Annotated in this window: 17 protein-coding genes; 7 read left to right on the top strand and 10 right to left on the bottom strand. The window is 41.3% G+C overall.

The window, feature by feature from the left end; genetic code table 11:
• Positions 1-85 precede the first annotated feature (85 nt).
• Positions 86-1,684 (top strand): vitamin K epoxide reductase family protein, encoded by a 1,599-nt coding sequence (locus tag LX64_RS04175; protein WP_111596376.1) that lies wholly within the window; start codon positions 86-88, stop codon positions 1,682-1,684.
• Between the two features lie 709 nt (positions 1,685-2,393).
• On the opposite strand, the gene LX64_RS25945 is transcribed toward LX64_RS04175, so the two are convergent.
• From LX64_RS25945 to LX64_RS04160, 5 genes are all read right to left on the bottom strand, one after another.
• Positions 2,394-2,558: a hypothetical protein gene (locus LX64_RS25945; RefSeq protein WP_158538521.1), complete on the bottom strand. Its 165-nt coding sequence runs from the start codon at positions 2,556-2,558 to the stop codon at positions 2,394-2,396.
• Between the two features lie 291 nt (positions 2,559-2,849).
• On the bottom strand, positions 2,850-3,011 hold the full coding sequence (locus LX64_RS25940) for a hypothetical protein (RefSeq protein ID WP_158538520.1): 162 nt from the start codon (positions 3,009-3,011) through the stop codon (positions 2,850-2,852).
• Between the two features lie 2,034 nt (positions 3,012-5,045).
• A complete protein-coding gene (locus LX64_RS25745) occupies positions 5,046-5,225 on the bottom strand; it encodes a hypothetical protein (protein ID WP_148707188.1) in 180 nt (59 codons plus the stop codon).
• A gap of 454 nt (positions 5,226-5,679) precedes the next feature.
• Positions 5,680-6,135, bottom strand: a complete 456-nt coding sequence (locus LX64_RS04165; RefSeq protein WP_111596374.1) for a PaaI family thioesterase — start codon at positions 6,133-6,135, stop codon at positions 5,680-5,682.
• 85 nt (positions 6,136-6,220) lie between these two features.
• Positions 6,221-7,279, bottom strand: coding sequence for a DUF5694 domain-containing protein (locus LX64_RS04160; RefSeq protein WP_111596373.1), 1,059 nt, complete (start codon positions 7,277-7,279; stop codon positions 6,221-6,223).
• 167 nt (positions 7,280-7,446) lie between these two features.
• Here LX64_RS04160 and LX64_RS04155 point away from each other — a divergent pair, with 167 nt between their 5' ends.
• The gene (locus LX64_RS04155; protein WP_111596372.1) at positions 7,447-8,457 is read left to right on the top strand and encodes a sensor histidine kinase; all 1,011 of its coding nucleotides are present in this window, start codon (positions 7,447-7,449) and stop codon (positions 8,455-8,457) included.
• A 20-nt stretch (positions 8,458-8,477) separates the two neighbouring features.
• Positions 8,478-9,182: a LytR/AlgR family response regulator transcription factor gene (locus tag LX64_RS04150; RefSeq protein WP_111596371.1), complete on the top strand. Its 705-nt coding sequence runs from the start codon at positions 8,478-8,480 to the stop codon at positions 9,180-9,182.
• Between the two features lies 1 nt (position 9,183).
• Here LX64_RS04150 and LX64_RS04145 read toward each other — a convergent pair whose 3' ends face one another.
• From LX64_RS04145 to LX64_RS04125, 5 genes are all read right to left on the bottom strand, one after another.
• On the bottom strand, positions 9,184-10,317 hold the full coding sequence (locus LX64_RS04145; RefSeq protein ID WP_111596370.1) for a hypothetical protein: 1,134 nt from the start codon (positions 10,315-10,317) through the stop codon (positions 9,184-9,186).
• A 57-nt stretch (positions 10,318-10,374) separates the two neighbouring features.
• Positions 10,375-11,073 (bottom strand): GNAT family N-acetyltransferase, encoded by a 699-nt coding sequence (locus tag LX64_RS04140; RefSeq protein WP_111596369.1) that lies wholly within the window; start codon positions 11,071-11,073, stop codon positions 10,375-10,377.
• A gap of 69 nt (positions 11,074-11,142) precedes the next feature.
• Positions 11,143-11,430, bottom strand: coding sequence for a hypothetical protein (locus LX64_RS04135; protein WP_148707187.1), 288 nt, complete (start codon positions 11,428-11,430; stop codon positions 11,143-11,145).
• Between the two features lie 11 nt (positions 11,431-11,441).
• Positions 11,442-11,888 carry a hypothetical protein gene (locus LX64_RS04130; protein WP_148707186.1) on the bottom strand — a complete coding sequence of 149 codons (447 nt, stop codon included), beginning with the start codon at positions 11,886-11,888 and terminating at the stop codon, positions 11,442-11,444.
• A gap of 175 nt (positions 11,889-12,063) precedes the next feature.
• The gene (locus tag LX64_RS04125) at positions 12,064-12,939 is read right to left on the bottom strand and encodes a sugar phosphate isomerase/epimerase family protein (protein WP_111596366.1); all 876 of its coding nucleotides are present in this window, start codon (positions 12,937-12,939) and stop codon (positions 12,064-12,066) included.
• A gap of 172 nt (positions 12,940-13,111) precedes the next feature.
• On the opposite strand from LX64_RS04125, the gene LX64_RS04120 reads away from it, so the two are divergent.
• From LX64_RS04120 to LX64_RS04105, 4 genes are all read left to right on the top strand, one after another.
• Positions 13,112-13,897, top strand: a complete 786-nt coding sequence (locus LX64_RS04120) for a hypothetical protein (protein WP_111596365.1) — start codon at positions 13,112-13,114, stop codon at positions 13,895-13,897.
• 121 nt (positions 13,898-14,018) lie between these two features.
• Entirely contained in the window at positions 14,019-16,412 is a 2,394-nt protein-coding gene (locus tag LX64_RS04115) for a TonB-dependent receptor (protein ID WP_111596364.1), read from the top strand.
• Positions 16,413-17,078: 666 nt separating this feature from the next.
• Positions 17,079-18,269: a hypothetical protein gene (locus LX64_RS04110; protein ID WP_111596363.1), complete on the top strand. Its 1,191-nt coding sequence runs from the start codon at positions 17,079-17,081 to the stop codon at positions 18,267-18,269.
• Positions 18,270-18,341: 72 nt separating this feature from the next.
• On the top strand, positions 18,342-19,715 hold the full coding sequence (locus tag LX64_RS04105) for a hypothetical protein (RefSeq protein WP_111596362.1): 1,374 nt from the start codon (positions 18,342-18,344) through the stop codon (positions 19,713-19,715).
• Positions 19,716-19,724: the final 9 nt, after the last annotated feature.

Raw genomic sequence — 19,724 nt, 5'->3', positions numbered from 1 at the left:
TATGTAAGGTAGGTTCCATCACTGCAAGAATACCGCGTTATTGCGTATTAGCTTTATAGATATTCATTCATCCAAACCCGCTATAATGAAAAGTAGACAAACTATTCCTGTCTTTGAAGACACTGCTTACAATTGGATGCGCAAAATGGGAATCCCTGTAAACAAATCCTTTATCGCGCAAGAGTTACAGACGCACCCACATTACCCATCGTTAATCTCATTGGTCGATTTCCTCGACATGGGCGGCATGCAATATTACGCTTTAGAGAGCGAGCGCCAGTACATTCCTAAGTTCACGTACCCATTACTCGCACATGTTCGGGAAGAAGATTCGCAACGCGATTATCTTGTACAAGTCAACAACGTAGCGGATTGGGATCAAAACGAGATGCTTAAGAACAGTTGGACGGGCGTTGTGCTATTCCCCGGCGAACAAGCCAATTGGGAATTCGAAGGCAATAACCGCCTAGTACAGCAAGACTCGTTCCTGCGCACTTTATTAGCTGCCGGCGTAGTGGGGCTATTGGGTTTATTGACCCTGTTATTTTGGTCGCAACTCAATATCTGGCTCATCTCTTGGAGTATTTTAATTGTAGCTGGTTTTATGTTCAGCGCCGCCACTTTGGCAACGGAGCTAGGTGTTAAAATCAAAGTTGTAAAGGAGGTATGCAATGCGGTGAGTCATTCCGGTTGTGATGCCATCCTACGAAGCAAGTACGCCAAAGGTATTTGGGGAATTAGCTTAGCGGATTTCTCCTTCGCCTTTTTCAGCACACAATTGCTATTCCTGCTGTTCTCCGTGAGGTTCCCAGCACTCATCAACGCCATACAAGTGCTCGCATTGCCCATGGTACTAGTAGCAGTCGCAAGTGTGTATATGCAGAAATACAAGGTGAAAAGCTGGTGTGCGCTCTGCCTAGGTATAGTAGGTGTACTTACGCTGCAATTCGCCGTATCGCTCATCTATTTACCTACTTTCATTAACAGTATCGATCCAATTGCCTTGGGTATCTTCTTCGGGGTACAAGCGGTAGTATGTGCTATTTTGTTGCCTGTTAAATCGATTGCGAAGTACTTACGGGAACAAGCAGAAAGTGCGATCGAACTATTGAAATGGAAAAAAGATGCAGGTGTGTTCACGCATTTATGGCAGCAATCGGCGGAGGCTGATACGCGTACTTGGAATAATGAATTCCAATTCGGTAACCCGGAAGCAAAAATCCAAATCACCGTAGCTTGTAACCCATATTGCGGACCATGTGCCGGTGCCCACGAAACACTCGATCAACTGTATCATCAATATAAAAACGATATTAATATCAAAGTACGCTTCTCCAGTAGTACAACCGATCCCAACGAACGTAGAGCCCTCGCCCTTACGCACATCTTAAGGAAGGCTTACACGCTGGCAACGTCCGATGAACGTGCTGCTATGATTCATGATTGGTTCCTACATATGAACTTGGAGAAGTTCCTGGCGAAATGGTCTACCAATAACGAAGATGATGTAGCACCTTTACGTCAACAGTTTAATCGCTGGATGGAATATGTAGGGGTGAAAGGAACGCCCACTATTTATATTAATGGCCGTGAATTCCCTCGTAAATACCAACTAAAAGATCTAATTGGTTTAATACCCAATCTCCAAGAAGTAGAAGAGTTTACCTCCCGTAATAATGCTTAACCAAAGCAAAAAAAAGTCCCTCGTTTGAGGGACTTTTTTTTATTTCGAACAAACGAAAAGATCCGGCGGATCTAATAAGTAACAAGTGCACGGAGCATCACATGCAGTACAGTCCAACATTAATGTTGGTAAACTAGCACAAATTTTTTGCTCGAACGATCTTCCACCGTTAATACCGAGTAATTGGAATCTTTGCAAAGATTTTCCTAACATGTTTTAGATTTTAGATTGAAAAAAGAAAAATGCTGCACACAAATATGTGCAGCACGTGTTTTACAAAATGTAGCCACAGTAAAAGTCTAAATCGGTCATTTGATCGCAAGAACAAGTTTGTGGACAAAATGCAGCGCAATTACGCACGCTTTTATTACATGCGAATGCGTCGAAATGAGTTCCCCCTGCAATACTTCTTAATTGGGTTCTGTTCAGTGTTTTTCCTAACATAATGGATATATTTTGGTTGAGAAATGACAAGGAAAGAAACCGTTTGCACGGGTTCATCTGCTGCTTAGTAAGTAGAACACCAGAATGTTTCTGATAATGGCATACAAACACAAAGTCTATGACATTGTGTTGCGCAGTTGAGTACTTCTTCGTCGCAATATGGACGTAAGCCATTGCCGCCTGCGATTGAACGCATCTGGATTCTGTTCAGCGTTTTTCCTAACATGTTTATTGATTTATAAGTGAAAAAAAGAAAGACAACCTGTTAGGGATGACAATGGTATTCACCTTCCCATAAAAAATCACAAGCACAATCACGCGGGCATTGCACGCAATCGAGTACATACCCATCCCAACAAAGATCAATAGAGGCTAAGCCACCATTTATTTGTTGTAATTGTTGCCTGTTAAGTATTTGACCAACTACCATACATTCAATTTTAAATGTAACAGATAAACCATGCATTCGCAAAATGCGAACAATTACAATCCACAGGGCACTCATTGCAATCTTTCGTGATCATTTCTGAACATGCTGAAGACCGCATAGATGTACCGCATGCTATATGCCGCATTTGCGCTCTGCCAAGTTGATGACCAATCATTTTAATTGGGTTTAGTATTCGTAATTGTATACGTTATCGATAGCGGTACCTGTAAAAACAACCCATCAAGCATTCAGTACAAACCTTTATAGATACAGTAATACCGGCTCAACCGGTTAACGTAAACAAATAAACCATTCTCCACTATATGGAGAGCAATCACAGGCTGGGCATTGTGCACAGTCCATCGTGATCATTTCTATACAAGACGACGAACGTTTGATAACACCACAAGTGATGTTGCGCAGTTGCGCTCTACCAAGTTGTTGACCGATCATGGTATTATGGGATTTATGGGTTTAAGAAAAACAAACGTAATCAACACACTGGCACTCTCTAGGACATTGTGTTTCACAATCCCAAACCAGCGTATACTGGCAAATAATTGCTTTCTGGTTCAAACCGCCATTAATGCTACCCATTTGAACCCTGTTAAGTGATGTTCCTAATTGCATGATATAGTTTTTTTGGATGAAAAATTGATTATGAAAAACAAACAAAATTGACGCATTTACATTCCGCTGGACATTGTGTTGCACAATCATCCACCAATGTTCTTAAACAACGAATGTAGCCATCGCTATAGCCACCGGCAATAGCACGCATTTGTGCCCTATTTAACGTAAGACCGAATTGCATGATGTTTTGGTTTTAATTGTTGGGAGGAAACTTGTGGCAATGCCATCTATCCAATTGGTATTACATCCAATAAGCAGTTGATGGAGATAAACTACCACGGAAAGTGTGTAATCCATCTTCTAATCATGCCTACTTTAAATACTACCTAATTGTATATTGTGCTAATTGTTTCAATCTGCACACAAGTAATAACCTTCAATTTCTATCAAATAACACGTACAATGTGCAGGGCAGTCCGGGGAACAGTAGGGAAGAAGGGTATTTGGACAAATACGCATTTCTCTACGTATACCTCCTGCAATGCAATACATTGCCTGCCTGGTTAATGTATTTCCTAGTTTCATATGAACTAGTTAAAACAAATGAAACCGTCACATTTACACTTAGGCGGACATTCACGTTCGCAACTATCGATAATGAAGAAATTGCAGAGAATAGCAGTTTCTCTTAAGCCGCCACTAATAGCGCGCATTTGAAGTCTATTTAAAGCTGAACCAAATTGCATAGCTGTAGTTTTTTATACTATTAATAATGATGAATTAGTCGCCGCATAGCAACATACCCGGGTTTTCTGTAAAGTAACAGTAACAACCAATGGGGCAAATGAGCGTGCAGTCGGGTAGTATCGTGTTCGTACAAATACTTTGCGATAGATGCCTGCCGCCGGCAATTTGTTGCATATGCTGCCTGCTTAATGATGTACCAAGAATCATGAATGATGTGTAATATGGGTTTTAAATCAAGAATAGCACAAGAATTCTCCTGGGCTGTATTCTTCGCAAATACAATGGCTAGGGCATTGTGTACAATCCCATACTAAGCTCATGGCACATAATGGAGGCATAAACATACCACCTGTTATTTGGCGCATTTGGGTTCTGTTCAAAGTTTTACCGAATTGCATAATAGTTTGTTTTAATCGTGTTGAAATATTTTTAGAAACAATAGAACTCATCTGTACTTGTTTCAATACACAAGCAACTTGCAGGGCATTGTAAGTCACAATTACTTACAAACCGCGCAGCACAACGTGCTGTTTGTACATCACCACCGAAAAGTCGCTGCATTTGTTGCCTATTTAAGGCTGTACCTATTGGCATGTTTGTAAAAGGAATTTACCCAGGTGTAGATTTGATATAGGAATACACCGTTCATATATATACAAATACAAAACGGGTATTCCATTCTATTAAATACCAGCGAGAACGTTTGTTACCCATCAACTCGCTATTGTTTAATAAATCTTATACGAGTTGTTATCAAGAATAACATACCCATTCAATACCCCAAGAATCGTCGCATTTACATGAACTTGGACATTCGCCGCAATCCATTACGATTTGTGCTGCGCAAAATGCCGCTTTCTGGTCACCACCTAGGATCGACCTCATTTGTAATCTGCTCAAAGCATTACCTAATTGCATGATAGTTTGTTTTTAATGTGATGAAATAAGAAATACTACTATAGTCGAGCATAACAGAGATAAGACGCATCAGCGCTATCATCGTCATCGCAAGTACATTCAGGAGGACATTGTGCACAATCCCAAACAACAGCCATCTCACAAGGTTTGCCTGTAAGCTGCCCGCCGAAAAGTTGTTTCAAAGCAGTTCTGTCAAGTAATTTTCCCAATTGCATGAGGTTATTTATTGAAGGTGAATAATTATCCCAATTAGCGATTAGCACAGTAGTAACCACCAGCCGCCAATTCACAGTAACAACGAACAATCGTGCATTCCGTTACGCAGTCATCTACATAGAAACCGCAAGGCAATGATTCGCTGGACATACCACCTTGTAATAGGCACATAGCACGCCTATCTAATCGCTTACCGAAAAGTAAATGTTGCATCTTGTTTAGATGATTTGTTGTGTTAAGAATACAGGAAAGCAATAAAAAGAAAATCCCTTCCAGCCTGGATGCTGGAAGGGATCAATTATTTTCAATCGACGCCGCCACCTTGGTATCTTTCACAATATAAAACACCGGTAGAATGCCATAAACACATGCAGTTTGTTGAACATTGTTCACACTCTTCAACCACGTAACCACACGGAGGTTTTACATGTGTTGCCCCGCCAGAAAGGGTCTGCATATGGGAACGGGAAAGCGGATTACCAAATGGATTCGATAAATTCATACAACAATCATTTGCTATGCATGGGTTACAATGCATAGTGTGAGGAATAGTTTGCGTAACAGGAATATTTAAACTGGGTTCAAAACAACCACTAATAAAAATAAAGATAAACGCAATTGCTGCCGTATGATTGCAGTATGGAGATTATTTATAGACTTTCGGAAATTATGTGGTAGGTGACTTGTAAGTTTGCGCAGCAACGCCTGTTAAAAATAAGTTGCTCGTTCCGCGTGCTAACATTCTCGAACGATCGGCATTCCAAGTTTCGCATTGTACATTCACAAATTGCTTACCCTTTTTAATCACCAAAGTTTCTGCTATAATAGCGTCCCCTTCTTTGGCTGGTGCAAAATAATCGATCACGTTGTTGATCGTCGTATAAAAATTCTGTTCAGTCAAAGTAAAAACAGTAGCGCCAATAATATCATCCATTATAGCCGCCATTACACCGCCGTGCAAGTTGCCAATTGGGTTCAACCATTCTTTTCTAATGGTATATTGAAAGGTTAATTTTCCCTCTTCTGCGGCTATTACTGTTGGAGCCAACCATTGCATGAAAGGAGAGGGCGATGCGGTAAATGTTTTGCCAATGAAGCTTCGAATAATTTGTAGGCGATCCATGTCTCTTTTTATTTTAAAGCTACGAAATACTTGGCAATGAAATACTTACCCCAATCGTTCATACAACCGGGGTAAGCATCGTTCTTTATAGGTCATTCAAATTCACCAGTTTTACACCCGGCTCGCGTTGCAACATCTCTTCCATTATTTTTACATGAGAAGCGCCAACAGCTATTACAATCCTGCCGGCTTTCGCTGCTCGTGCTTGTTGTAAAATGTTAGTACACATGCCTTCATTTCTAGCTATCCATGGAATCGTCATAGCTTTTAATTCTTGTGTAGGGTAACCAGGGAATCCCAAGAATGCTTGCCCTCCGTAGAAGTTCATGGCAGCGTCTAAAGTTTTATAACGATCGGTATTCATGCTTTCATAAGGCTGCGTGGCAAATTGTTGTCCTTCGGCTTCGGTGTACGACATGTATTTGTCGATAAGTGCTAATGTATGCGCTTCAGCAGAACTCGTATCTGCTTTGGCTTTTTGTTGAAGCACTTGGAAGGCACTATCCATTTTACGCCAAGCTTTCGCCCATGTACCATCGTTGGTTTGACAATCCATGGCATGCATATAATTTAGGTTCGTGGTTTGTATTAAGGGGTAGAAAACATTGTAGTATTCACTTTTCTTCTCCAACAATCCTTTACGTACCACCTCGCTACGTTCGCCAAAACATTTGGCTATATAAGCCTTTTCTGCTGTAGTAAGGGAAGTCGAATCAACTGTATACAAACGGAATACTTGGTACATACCATTGGCAAAATCACCTTGTAATAAGTAATAAACAGCCAGGTCGGAACGAAGCATGTGCTTTGTAGGATCTGCTTGCAACATATCATGGTACTTTTTCGCCTGTGCAGCCGATGTAATAACCGGTGTAGGGTTGCGGGCGGCTATATATTGTATTCTTGGAAGGTCGCGGTCGTAACCATAATTGCCAGCAGATAATTTAGAAAGGTCGGCAGGAGAGAGGAATTCGCCAAATACCATGGCCGGTTTAAACGTAGCAATTTTGGTTACAAGCTTATTGTAATATGCAGGGGCGGGCGGATTAACGTGTGCAGCACCCACAAATAGGATTTCTATTTTTTGTTGAGCCGATGTTTGAAGCACAAACAAAATGCATAGCGAGGTGAGGAATGTTTTCATGTGAATTTGTTTTTTGTAAAGGTGAAGATTGCTTAGCACACATGAAGTGAGCATTATGTATGTGCCGCGGAATTTTATGCGAATCCCACCACCAGGTTTCACATAAAAAAAAGGGTGTTTCAGATAAAAAAAACGTAAAAGTCGTTCCTAGGTAATAGATTGCTGCTATGAAACTTAAAACGCTACTTGTACATATTGCTTGCTGGTTGGTTTTATTCTTATATTTCCTAACTGCTTGGCTAATAGAATCCAACGAACATTTCTATATATGGTTAGACGTTTCCATGAACCTCGCTAGGGTAATACAGTTTTACTTTTGCTATTTGTTGGTTTACCCAAGGTTCTATCAATACAACCGCGGTTGGGAGCTTGTGTTAGGTATTGTAGCAGCTTATGTTTTGTTTGTAGTGGTAAGAACAGGTTTGGAAGAAGGGATTTACCCCAAGCTGCTGAATGTAAGTAATTACGCGCCCGGTACCCCCATCCGCGTTTTCCTCATCGATAACCTATACTACGGCCTGCCATTTATCCTAATAGCCGCTGCCGTCTTCTTCACCCAAAAAGCATTACAAGGAAAGAAATACAATGCGCAATTACGCGCCGAAGCACAGAAAGCCGAACTGGCTTTCTTACACGCGCAAATCAACCCTCATTTCTTATTCAATACACTCAATTATATGTACAGCCTTGCACTGCCCGTTTCCGATAAGCTTTCCAAAGCCATTACCGACCTCGGGGAAATGATGCAATACAGCCTGCAACAAAACGAAGATGGAAAGGTAGATTTAGATAGTGAATACGAGTACATCGAAAGCTATATCAACCTATTCAATATCCGCTTTGAACCGAATTTCTTTGTAAAATTGACGTTTGAAGAGGATGGTATAGTACGCCCCCGTATAGCCCCGCTTTTACTGATTCCTTTTGTAGAAAATGCGTTTAAACATGGCGTAGTGAACGACCACGAACATCCTATCACCATTAATCTAACCGCCAAAGGCAAAAAGGTACATTTCTCCGTGCACAATAAAATCCACCAGTTACAAAAGGATGCCTCTAGTGGTATCGGTATCGTGAACGTTCAAAAGCGGTTACTGTTGCTATACCCCGGTAAGCATGTGCTACAAATCAAAGAAGAGAACGGGTTTTATTCCACGGAATTGGAATTGGAAGTCTAAAATAAACCGTAGATTTAAGTATGATCAAATGCATTGTGGTCGACGATGAAGCATATGCCATCGATATTATTGCCGGGTTTGTAGAAAAAACGCCGGCTTTATCACTTGTCGGTAAATTCACCAGCGCCATCGAAGCACTCCGTTTTGTGCAAGAAGGGAAAGCCGACTTGGTATTCCTCGATATTCAAATGCCCGAATTAACAGGCATCCAATTCTTGAAAATCGCTGGTCATCAATGCAAGGTAATTGTTACAACGGCTTACCCTGGTTTTGCCCTCGAAGGTTTTGAACATGATGTGGTTGACTATATTGTAAAACCCGTTCCTTTCGAACGTTTTTTACGCGCTGTACAAAAAGCACAGGTTCATTTTCAACCAGCTTCCCCGGCAGCGCCAACGGCTCCTCCAACGAATTACATGTTTGTGAAAGGAGATAGCAAACATGCCTTTATCAAAGTTAATTACCAGGACATTCTATATATAGAAGGATTGCAGAATTACGTAGTGATCCACACTACGCAACAAAAAATTATCACCTACCAACGTTTAAGCGACCTTACGGAAAGCTTGCCCAGTCCGCCATTTTACAGGATTCATAAATCTTATATCATCTCTTTAGAACACATACAAAAAATTGAGGGCAACACGGTACACATTGCCCAGCAAGTGTTGCCGGTAAGTGAAACGTATCGCCCTCTATTCTACGAGCAAATTAAACAACGATAAATTACATGCTTTCGGCATAAGGTTGATGATAAAGCGTATTCGGCTTTAAATACACAATGTTTTTTTGAAAATCCAAAAACATATTAAACCGCTTCAATACTTCGCCACCCAATATATGCGTATCAAACCTCGCTGGGTTTGTTGTGGCTAATAATTGTGCAGGTACGTCTTTCAGTTCAAAAGGACCCATTACCAGTTTTTCATTGTTAACAGTTATTACAGGTATTTCCTTCCCTTGTCCATTCCGCAAAATCGTTTTCTTAATAACCGGTAAATCTTCCGGGTAATGCTGTGCATGCGTAATCGTAGTATCGAGCATTATCGTGCGCTGGTAACCATTGTCGAATAAGAAACGGGCTGGATAATTAGCGCCTTTTACTTGTAATGATGCTTGTATGCAAAACAACGTGTTGATATATTCTATGTCAAACGCCGCATAATCTTTACTAATGGTAGGTCTACGACTATGTACAACAAACAACGATTTGTCGTAATCAATTTCTACGATTTTACCATCAAATAAATCCCAGCCAAATCGCCCATCGGTACCTTGACCACTTAACTCCACGGGGTAAATCATCAAATTATCCCATTGCATATTACCTAATTGTAAATGGTGCATAGGCTTCATGGGCGTGGTAATGCGGGTTTTATTTTTGATGACGTTATTGGTGAGGAGCAAACCCGTAGTGCCACTATCAAATTTTAAGTCGAGCGTATCGGTTTTGTTTACAACCGCTTTTACCTTCACATTATTGAAGCTGGTTAACTCGAAATGCAATGTATCATGTTGTACTGGTTTTTTCTTCGAGTAGTTCACCAACGGCATGCTTTGGAAGCGTGTGTAAGCAGAATCTTTACCATTCAATAACACAATGAAATCAAACTGCTTACCGGGTTTAATAGATACAACAATAGAATCGATATCTGTTTTAAATACCATCCTTTGTGGCTTGGTATGTTTTGTTAAACGGTGCACATCGGGTTTTGCTTCCGGCGATATATACCAGTCGGATCGCATAGCGCCCTCGATAATGGTAGCTTTGGCATTGTTGGCACGAATAACGGGGAGTTTTTGTTGGGCGGAAGCCATGGTACAAGCTGCCAAACCCAACAATAAAAATCTTGTTCTCATAAATAAGCGAATAGGTTGCACTTAAAAATAAGGAAAGTTTCTAGCTATCAATACCTATCAAGATAACTTATCGCTAACTTTCTTCAACTTTAACAAAGGCAAATCCATCCGCTTCGCAAATCCCATTTTCTCATACACCTTAATAGCACGCTCGTTAGAATCCACTACGTGCAACAGTACTTGCTGACCATTCGCCAAGTTATGTTCGCATAACACTTGTATTAGTTGTTGCGCATATCCTTTCCCAGTATGCGTTGGCAAAGTACAAATGGCACTCAGTTCCGTAAATCCCGGCATGCGAAATCGCTCACCCGCCACGGCTACTAACTGCCCCTCGCTGCGTATACCAAAGTATTGACCAATGCTACTAGTACCCGGTTTAAAAAATCCCGGTTGCACGGTATCTACAAGTTGAAATAATGATGCTGCATCTTCCCCTGTCAAGGCCGCCACGTCAGCAGTGATAGGTACTTGGATGTTTCCCGGAGTATAAACCATCTGCCAACAATTCACGATACCCATTACTTGAAATTCGCTTGGAATTTGATCAAACTGGTCTTTGATAAACAATGTTTCCCCGTTCTCCATAAAGGGTAGGAGGGCTGTTAATGCCTGTCCATCGTTGGTATTAGCACCTGCAAATGGAAGGATGGAAGATTTGAATTTTAATACTTGTTCATTGCCTTCACTAAAATGATGTTGCGTGGTTTGAAGGGCGTGGAAAATTGGGTTGTCTAGTACATTCATTCTCTGCATGTTTCCTTAATTTGGCTAGCGTTGCAATGTACTAATTATTGGGTAGATACTAGGCGGTTGCATTGCTTTTTACACCTGCTCACTTTTTTTCTGTGGGAAAATCTTTTGCCAGAACCTTTGCCAAGCATTCAGTTTACGTTTTTTTAATGGAGTACCCACATAATACGAGCCACCCGTCACACAAACGTAAGATGTAATAATACGTGATCGCCCAGCTAATACCTGCAAAGTATCGAGTTGAACGGTTTTGATGTGGGAATCGTATTTACTTGAATCTGTTTTGCTTTGGGCGGATGTTTGTAAACCGCTCATCAACGTAATAAGTAAGCAGGAGAGAATGAAAATTTTAAGTGGCATCTTGGTTGGTTTTAACGGAAGATTCTTTGCCAGAACCCCTTTTTGGTTTTTGTATGTTTTACTACCAATACCTCTCCTGTTATGCTATATGCTTTTTTAGGACCGGTTCCTACAATCTCACAGATTGTTTTCGGTTGCGCTACGGTCGTATCTAATACGGGAATACTATCAGCCTGGAAAGCATATTGTGTATAATGGGTGGTTGGTTGAAAGGGTATAGGTTGTGTATTGATAATCGTGCCTGTCGTTAATACGCCCACTATCATCCAAACTGGTACACTTTGCTGCCGGGGCGGGGTATGTAACGCATTATCTAACTGGTCGTACGTAAATATACCGCAAATTTTTCCTTTTCTATCTTTTAAAAAAGAGTGGAGCGCCGCGTCACTGAACCCTGTGAAATCGTGCACTGTATGTGCACAGCTATCGCAATATCTCCCACCAGGCACTATCTTCATATTGGCTGTATCCTGGTCACATGCTGTGGGTATAGATAGAGATATAGGTGAAGACATCGGTATTTTTTACCTATGATGCAGCGGAATAATTGATTTCCATAAAAAAAGCAACGATTTTTATAAATCGTTGCTTCAATGTTGTTTGTATAAATTTCAAGTGGAACGAACCCCTGTACTATTTAACCAAGTTTTTCTTGATGAATGCACAGCTGGCAGTTAATGTACCAATCGGTGTTGGAATGTAGTTTGTTTCGTGTTCAACGAAGAAATGTTTCATACCCGATAAGCTCGCTTGCGCAAAAATCGGCTTAAAGTCAATTGCACCGGTACCTACCGTTGCATTCAACGCATGGTTTTGCTTGTCCATATCCTTTACGTGCCACATGGTGAAACGCTTCGGATGCTTTTTGAACAATTCAATTGGATCATTACCGGAACGTACTACCCAGTACAAGTCCAATTCAAAGTCAACCAAGCTTTTGTCGGTATCTGCCAACAAAATATCATACCCTGTTTGCTCGCCGTATTTTTTGAATTCGAAATCGTGGTTGTGATAAGCCACGCGGATTCCGCCCTCTTTACATGCTTTTGCCGCAATGTTGATCTTCTCAGCAATGCGTTTGTAATCGTCGAGGCTCTTACGTTGACCTTCTTCTAACCAAGGAATGGTTACATACTCGGCTCCCAATACATTCGCCGCTTCAATCGCTGCTTTTAACTCGTCGGTTTTACCGTCGTGCAAGAAGCTGCCCAATCCGTAGTGACCGCTTGGTGCTGTTAAACCGTGTTGTTTCAATAACGCTTTGAATTGTTTAGGCGTTTGTCCCCAGAATTGACCCTGGATAGAGAAACCATACGTTTCAACTTCTTGGAAACCCGCCTTTGCTACCTGTGCAATTACACCTGGTACATCTTTCGGCAAGGAGTCTCTCAATGAATATAATTGCAACCCAACTTTCTTCTTGCCTTTAGCAAAAGCGAAGCTAGGTGCAGCGATGGCAGCGGCAGCCAAAATACCGCCACTCGTTAAAAAATCTCTTCTCGATAACATTTGCTGAATATTTAGGCTTAAATCTATATAATTCTTTAGAAAGATTTTAGTTAAATACCCTTAAATATTCCTGCACCACCCAGCTTTTTAAGCCAATTTTAAGTTCCAGGCTACCTTAACAGCCCAAAAGCATTGCACGGTTTTTGCACAGGGGTACCTGTACACTTGGCATATGTGGAATATCATCGTTACCCTGCAACTCTTATTATACGCTGCTAATAATCATACGCAGCCTACGTTTCAGCATGGCAGCTACCAAATCGCCGCCATTTGTTCCGATGGTATTGTTATCGGAACAGATACACGTATCGCTATTAACGATCGCCGGGGTAATATCTTGGCATATTACGATACTGTACAAAAGGTGTACGACATGCCGGGGTTTATTATTTCCTCTTCGGGTGCTTACTTATTGAACGACAAATACCCATACTTCTATTACCACCTTTTCTCCCAGCAACCACAACAAGCCGATACCTCCTTGCTTTCCACCATCCTAGGTTTCTATAAATTCCTCCGTCAAACCGATAAAAGCGCCTATCGCCTCGTTACTCAACGCAATAAATTGCTGTTCGCCCAATATGAAGGAACAACACCTATTATCGGCATCCTAGAAAAAGGGCGGATCGATACGGTTAAAAACGAGGGCTTTATTTGTGAAGATGACCTATCTGGGTTTCCATATAATCCTACAGTAGATTGTGCTACCATGGCAAGGGTGATAGAAACTACCATCCAACAATACGTAGCTCGCTATCACAAATCCCATGAAATCAATACCTACATCTCCGTATTGAAAATTACCCCCGGCAACCATACCGAATGGATACTCCATCCCCCCAAACATCCCGCATGGCAAACGGAAACCGACTTCTTCAAAGCCATGCAACAAAACGAAATACAAGTCTATTTCACCTCTCCCAAGGCGGAGCAATTGCTACGCCAATCCTGGCCATAAACTTTGAATACCCCAATATTTTCCGGGTTCGCATATAAGTTTTCCCGATTCGAATAACATACCGTTGCCCAGTGCAGGAACTTTGCAGTCTAATTCTTCATCAACCAAATTAGGTTCCCACATGCTAAAGCAACTTTCTTTGTTAATTGTATGCATTTGTACAGTTACCATCTCGTTTGCCCAATCTAATGCCGTTGTTCGCGGTAAAATTCTTACGAGCGACGGCCAACCGGCCCCCTTTGTAACCGTACGTATCGATAAAACCATGTTGGGCGATATTACAAACGATAAAGGCGACTTTACCATTAAAAACGTAAAGCCCGGTTCATATAAGATCAAAGTAACAAACCTCGTATCAACAGCACAGGAAAAGGATATTACAGTCGTTGCCGGGCAAACCCTGCAAGTCGATTTCCAATTAAAGGAAAATACGGCCCAGCTAAACGAAGTAACCGTGAATGGTCGTAATGCTAACATGGAAACCAAAACAGTGGCTAAGCTACCGTTAACGAACTTGGAGAACCCGCAAGTATACCAAGTGGTTACACTCGAAACCATGAAGCAACAGAACATCACGAACTTCGACGATGCTTTGCGCAATGTACCCGGTATTTCCCGTACTTGGGAGTCGACTGGTCGTGGTGGCGATGGTGCAGCTTATTTTGCCCTCCGTGGATTTGAAGCACAACCCACTTTGTATAACGGCTTACCGGGTATTACCAATGGTACACTCGATCCCGCTAGTATCGAATCTATCGAGGTTATTAAAGGTCCATCTGGTACCTTGTTTGGCGGTAGTTTCTATGGTTACGGCGGTATCATCAATACCATCACCAAAAAGCCATACAACACTTTCGGTGGCGAAGTAGCTTATAATCTTGGCAGCTTCGGCTTACACCGCATTACAGCCGATATCAATACCCCGCTCGATAAGAACGATAAGTTGGCGATGCGTGTTAATGCAGCTTATCACCGCGAAGGCTCTTTCCAAGATGCCGGTAAAAAAGAATCATTCTTCATCGCACCTTCATTCTCGTATAAAGCAAACAACCGCTTATCTTTTAGCCTAATTGCTGAAATCTTGCAAGAAGAACGTGCGGTACCACCCGTATTTTTCCATAGCGATAGGGCTACTCCCTTACAATGGAAAACCGTAAAGGAATTAAACCTCAACAATAAGGCTTCTTTCACCAGTAACGATTTAACCATCAAAAACCCGCGCCTCAATATCCAAGGTCAAATGTTATATAAACTATCTAGCCAATGGAATTCGCAAACGGTTATTTCGAAAGGTCGTACCAAATCTGCTGGTATCTATTCCTATATTTGGGATGATGAACCAGGTGATCAATGGTTTAACCAATATTTCCACGATGAAGGCCAAACGGTGAATACCTTCGACGTGCAACAAAACTTTACAGGCGACTTTAAAATCGCTGGTGTAAGAAACAGGTTATTGGTAGGGATAGATTTTTACCAACGAAAAGCCGATGAAAACAGTTCAGGCTGGGCAAGCGGTCGCTATGTAAACCCACAAGGCCAAGTAGCTACACAAGACCCAAGCACCGGTGCGCCGCTACCGAAACTTAACTTAACCCGTGCAGCAATCGATTCATTATTAGCGCCGGGCGATCGCAATATCAGTGCTACTAAGAATTCATATTACAGCGTTTATTTCTCAGATGTACTAAATATCACGCGAAACTTGGATGTAATGCTCAGCTTACGGGGCGATTACTTCAAAACAAAGGACTACGATCAATTTGCCTTATCTCCCAAAATAGGGGTGGTATACCAACCAATCCTCAATAAATTATCCATCTTCGCCAACTACATGAATGCCTTCTTCAACGTAGCACCCGCATTCGTAACAGATAAAGATGGTAACAATGGCTATTTCAAATCCTTGAAACCCGAACACGCCAACCAATACGAAGGCGGTGTAAAGGCTAATTTGTTCAACGATAAATTACAAGGTACTTTCTCTGTGTACGACATTACCGTAAGCAATAAGGTAATGACCGACCCTGCCAACCCGAACAGTGTTGTACAAGGCGGCGAAGTACGCAGCAAAGGGTTCGAAATCGAATTCAATGCACAACCAGTAAGAAATTTAACGCTTATTGCCGGTTACGCCTATAACGACATTTACGTGGTAAAAGGAGATGGCGGTTTCTATGCAGAACCGGGTCGTGCCCCGGGTGGCCAAGGTCCAGGTAACTTAGTGAACCTATGGGCTAACTACAAATTTACAAACGGACCATTACGCTATTTCGGTATTGGTTTCGGTGGTAACTATGCCAGCGAATACAAAGTAGTCGATAACAGTGTAACAGGCGTATTTAGGCTACCAAGTTATACCTTACTGAATGGTAGCGTGTACTTCAACAATAACAGGTTCAGGGTAACGGTGAATGTGAACAATATCGCCAATACAACTTATTACATTGGTTATTGGTCGGTAAACCCTCAAAAACCTAGCGCCGTAACCGCCAGCGTAGCCTACAAATTTTAGTGTTAGTCTTATATAGTAAAATGGAAAGGGCATCCCATTTGGGGTGCCTTTTTATTGGATGTAAGGGAAGGTAGATGGCATTGCTTTTGCCGGTAATACGGACTAATAAGTCAATAGCTACCATCCAGCAAATAAATGTACATTATACCCATGTGCTGCCAATAGGTAGTGCCATGTTCCCTTTATCGGTTAAGTATATTCCCACAAATGTGTCCGGTTGGGCATATATCGTTGCCCGTCTCTTATCTTATATGACTTCGTTTCTTCCCTATATGAACTAGCTAACATCCCAGTAGTTTCAAAGTACGTTCCATGTAATTTCTAGGTATGTTCCATGTAAATTCCATGTAGTTTTCATGTAAATCCATGTAGTTAGATCGTATATTCATCGATGTTACCCTAATGTTAGATCGTGATTTAGTGCATGTTACCTTGTTATTACCTTATCGATAGCTGGGTTGGGTATAATCAACTGGTTGGAATTACCTTGTATACACCGTAAAAGCTACCTTCTCTTGGGTATATAGGTTGATGTAGTAGGTATAAAATCGTGGTGAATGGATATGGAGATATAAAAGAGAAAAACTATATTTAGGGTGCCATTTGACCTGTACCGAAACTATCATACTCCTGTTAGGGCATGTTATATGGTTGGATGTATACCATATGAAAATACGAGGCTCTTTTACCAATACCAAGAAATATAAGTTAACGATTAAGGTTTTCTTTGGCGTGATGGCATTGTTATCGTGCGGGGGAGCGGTTGTTTCTATATATGCTGCTACGGATATATGGGTGAAAGGAACGTTGGTTGTATGCGGTTTTGTGTTTACGGGTGTGTTGGTGTATGCTATGCGCTTATTGGATATTGTGATAACGTTCGACGATTACGGAATTACGGAAGGTTATGAAGGAAGAAGTAGCACTAAGTACTTGCCTTACAATGCGATTCGAGGATATAAGTCAACGAAAACTACATTATCGTTCTTGCCGAATAGTTCTTCTAATACGAAGATTGACATCCCAGGCTCACTTACCGGCTTCGAAAAAATTAAACACTTCGCTGCCACACATTTCACAGATTTGGACAACGAAGAAGCTAATGCAGGTTTCGAAGAAGAGGTAAAGAAAAAAGGACGTGATGAGGCTGCATCCTCCTTGCGAAAAGCACGTGTATATGTGAAAGCAGGTAATATTGTTACGGTGATCCTAGCAGGGTTAGTGGCATTATATCGAAATGATTGGCCGATTGTAGTATACTTACTCGCATTGTGCCCCGTATATGCTTGCTACTTATTATATACGTTCAGGTACTTGGTAACAATTGATAAATTAAATGAACAGCAAAAAGTGCCTTCCATCTTTTTTATGTTCTTAATTCCTATGTTGCTTTTCTTAGTGTCTGCCTATGATAAAACAGAAATCCTCTCTTATAACTTACTTTGGAAGTATTGTTTAATTGGCCTAGTATTTTTAGGTTCTTTGTTCATCATTGCTCGAGAACGTAGTAATCCTACGCTCAAACAACGTTTGATCGAATATCCAATGATTTTTCTTTGTTTACTCGGTGTATTATGGGGATTGATCTGCTTTATGAATGTTCACTACGATTATAAGCCACTATTTGTTTGTCATGCAAAAGTGATCGATAAAAGTATTCGAAAAGGGAAGACAACAGATTACCAAGTGCATTTCCAAGCTTGTGGTCCCATCACGGAAGCAAGTACAGCCAAAGTAACGAAAATCGTGTACGATGAAGCCACCATTGGCGGGTATGTACAAGTGGAATTACACGTTGGAGCACTTATGGTGCAATATTACACAGTGTCGTCCATATTATTGGAAGAAGGAAAGTAAGCATCCCCCAAAGGGTGCATCATACAATCAGCGCTTATAAATACCTTGTATATTAACTACTCATCATGAGATATGAAGAAACTATTATTGATCGTATGTGTACAGTTATGCAGCACTGTACTTTGGGCACAATGTGATTGTGAACAAGAATTTAAGAAACTGAAAAGCCGCGTAGAAGAAAGCTTCGCGGGTTTTCACGATTATGTAACACCTGCTACGCAAGCAGCCTATGAAGAACATAACCGCGCTACAGAAGCGATGATAAAAAACGTGCAGCAGTACCCTTATTGTACGTACTATTTGCAGAAATGGACCACCTTTTTCGATGGAAATGTTGCATATAACCGTCAATCCGCTACCGTAGATGTACTAGGAGAAATGGTGTTAACAACTGCCCAACTACAAGCGCTCCGCGATAAAGATGCGAATAGTATTGAAGGCATTTACAACATGGGGTCACATCATTTAGCTGTTGTAGAACATCCTACACCATTTGGTAAATACGCCGTGGTGTTGTTAGACTTTGTTCGCAGCAAACGCCCTGTTGCGCCAGGCAGTATTGTGATGTTATTGAAAGATACTGTGAATGGTTATATTGAAGGACTGAGTGCATTTCTCCACGAGCAAAGGGTATATGGGAAGGTAGAGCCCGGTAAGTTCATATTACAATTAACCCGCGACGGAGTACCGTTTGCCGAAGCAATGCCCGGTAAAGAGTACTTCCAAGGAGATACGGCTATTGTACAACAACTTTCACCAAAAACAGTCTATTTCGCTTATAACTTCATCGAATACGATCGCACCACGAAGCTCGACAATCTCATGAAAGAACAGTGGTCAACTATTTCGCAAGCCGAAAACCTAATATTTGATATGCGCAAAAGCGCTTACGGCCTAAGCTTATGGCACCTTGTACCTGTAATGGCAGATCATGATGTCGTGAAATATGGATCTGATTTATATGCCTCTCCAGCCACACGTACTTACGTGCAAGCAGCGAAGTACAAGCAGCGTTTTACGAATAAAGGCATTGCTGACGCTGGTAATTACATTACAAAAGCAAACAACAACGCTTGGTGGATACCTGCAGATGCAAAAGAAGTATATCACCCGGTTAAGTCGCCTGTACAATTGAAACACGTTGTTATATTAGTGAATGAAGTAAATGATCTCACTGCTAGGTTTTTAGATGTCATTCGTCAAAGTAACCTCGTTACCATCATTGCAGCGAAACCCATTCCACTAGCACAATACAATTTAAATGGCCAATTCTTGCTTAGTAAAGACGCTTATGCAAACATATATATGGCCCGGCAAACTAATACAACCGTGCAAAATGGTATCTTGCAAAAATTTATTACACCCACTATCACTTTATCACCTAAAGAAGATTGGATTAAGCTGGCACAGCAATACGTAGAAAGTCTTCCAAGGTTGCAGAAATAGTTTTCTGAA

Origin of the sequence: Chitinophaga skermanii (assembly GCF_003259335.1) — a bacterium.
Lineage (GTDB): Bacteria > Bacteroidota > Bacteroidia > Chitinophagales > Chitinophagaceae > Chitinophaga > Chitinophaga skermanii.
Note: the sequence above shows the minus strand (reverse complement) of the source record. Positions and strands in the feature narration are given on the sequence as shown.